The following is a 2,474-nucleotide window of genomic DNA, read 5'->3' on the forward strand; positions in this document are numbered from 1 at the left end:
GTTCCTAGCCAAATGGCTGCTGCTGGCCTTCATTTTGGAAAGCCTGATGCTGGCCTGGATACCGGCCGAAACAGTGACTTCCGCCTTGGGCGGCGAAGGCCTGCTGCCGATCATTACCGCAACGCTGGTGGGTGTCCCCGCCTATCTGAACGGTTATGCGGCGCTGCCGTTGGTTGGCGGACTGATTGAGCAGGGCATGGCGCCGGGGGCAGGCCTTTCCTTTCTGGTGGCTGGCGGCGTGACTTCAATCCCTGCAGCTATGGCCGTTTGGGCGCTGGCCCGCCCGCAGGTCTTTGCGCTGTACCTCGGTCTATCGCTCAGCGGTGCCTTTTCCGTGGGGCTGCTGTTCCAGCTCTGGCACGCGGTCTGATCCAATCCCAGGGTCCGCGCACACCCGGGTCCTAACAGGTGGGCGCCGCCTAAGGCAGCGCCCGCTTCACCCCTCCGGATGCAAACGGGAGGGGCGGTAAGCCGGTGGCTTTGCCCCGCCCTGGCGTGCCGGTTCAGGCCTTTACCCGGCTCATCGACGGGTCGTAGAGCGGACTGATCTGGACCTTGCAGGGGACCCGCTTGGTGGCGACCTCCAGCTCGTAATTCCCGCGCAGCACGTAGTCGGCGTCCACGCCTTCGGGATTGCGGATGTAGCCGTAGCCGATGGACTGTCCGACGGTATGGCCATAGCCGCCCGAGGTCAGCCAGCCGACGCGTTTGCCGTTGCGGTAGATGGTTTCCCGGCCCAGGAGCACCACACCGGGATCGGTGGTGAAACAGGCGAGCATCTTCTTGACGCCCTCTGCCTTCTGCGCTTCGGCGGCGGCGCGGCCCTTGAAGGGGATGTCCTTCCTGAGCTTCACCGCCCAGCCAAGCCCGGCCTCGAACGGGGTGTGGTCGGGGCCGATGTCCGAGCCCCAGGCACGGTAGCCCTTTTCCAGGCGCAGGGATTCGATCGAGCGGTAGCCGGCATTGACCAGCCCGTGCGGTTTACCCGCCTCCATCAGCGCTGCATAAACGGTCTGGGCGTATTCCACCGGCAGGTGCAGTTCCCAGCCCAGTTCCCCCACATAGGTCACGCGCAGCGCCTGCACCGGGCAGCCGGCAATGCCAATGGTGCGGATGGAGCCGAACTTGAAGCCGTCGTTGGAGACATCGTCGCGGGTGACAGCGGAGAGGATGTCGCGCGCTTTCGGCCCCATCAGCGACAGCACCGCGTTGGAGGAAGTGATGTCGAACAGCTGGCAGTTCATGCCGTCGGGAATGTTGCGGCGGATCCAGTCAAAGTCATGGGTGGCATAGCCGGTGCCGGTGACGATGTAGAACTCGTCCTGCGCGACGCGGCCCACCGTGAGATCACATTCGATGCCGCCCTTGCTGTTCAGCATCTGGGTGTAGATCAGCGATCCCACCGGCTTGTTCACGTCATTGGCGCAGATCCAGTTCATCGCGGCCAGCGCATCCGGGCCTTTCAGCGCGAATTTGGCAAAGGACGTCTGGTCATACAGCACCGCTGCCTCGCGCGCGGCCTTATGCTCGCGCCCCACTGCCTCGAACCAGTTCTGACGACCGAAGCTGTAGAGGTCCTTGGGCGTCTCGCCCCTGTCGGCATCGGCAAACCAGTTCGGGCGTTCCCAGCCGAGTTTCTCGCCGAAACAAGCGCCTTGTGCTTTCAGCGTGTCATAAAGCGGCGACTTGCGGCAGGGGCGCCCGCTGTCGTGTTCCTCATGCGGCCAGGCCATGGTGTAGTGTTTGCCATAGGCCTCCTCTGTGCGGGTGCGCACCCAGTCGGTGTCGAAATGCGGACGGCCAAAGCGGCGGATGTCGGCGGACCAAAGATCAAACGGCGGCTCGCCGTTCTTCACCCATTCCGCCAGCGCCATGCCAGCGCCGCCACCTGCCGCAATACCAAAAGCGTTGAAGCCAGCGCCGACATAGAAATTGCTCAGCTCCGGTGCCTCGCCGATGATGAAATTGCCGTCGGGAGTAAAGCTTTCCGGCCCGTTGGTCAGGGTCTTGATGCCGGCGTGTTCCAGTGCCGGGACCCGGCCAAGCGCCTGCTCCATCAGCTGCTCGAAATGGTCGAAGTTGCTGTCGAGCAGCGTGTAGTGGAAGCCTTGCGGAATACCGTCCGTGGCCCAGGGGATCGGGTTCGGCTCATAGCCGCCCATCACCAGCCCGCCGACTTCTTCCTTGTAGTAGGTCAGCCGGTCCGGGTCGCGCAGAGTCGGCAGGTTTGACGGCACGCCCTCGAACGGCTCGGTGACCATGTACTGGTGCTCCATCGGCACCAGCGGCACGTTGACGCCGAACTGCTCGGCAAAAGTGCGGGTCCATTGGCCCGCGCAGCAGATCACTTTTTCGCATTCGATCCGGCCGTGTTCGGTGATCACGGCACGGATCTTGCCGTCCTCGATCTCGATATCGGTGACCTTGGTGTCCTCGAAGATCTTGGCCCCGGCCATGCGCGCGCCCTTGGCCAG

At 63.8% G+C, this 2,474-nt stretch carries 2 protein-coding genes; one reads left to right on the forward strand and one right to left on the reverse strand.

What is annotated here, in order from left to right; genetic code table 11:
- Positions 1–370, forward strand: a 370-nt coding sequence (locus A2I95_RS31395) for a permease (RefSeq protein ID WP_291736126.1), incomplete at its 5' end; no start/stop codon positions are given.
- Positions 371–503: 133 nt separating this feature from the next.
- On the opposite strand, the gene A2I95_RS31400 is transcribed toward A2I95_RS31395, so the two are convergent.
- Positions 504–2,474 (reverse strand): FAD-dependent oxidoreductase (locus tag A2I95_RS31400; RefSeq protein ID WP_291736128.1); only part of this gene is annotated, 1,971 nt, incomplete at its 5' end.

Source organism: Leisingera sp. F5, assembly GCF_001593695.1.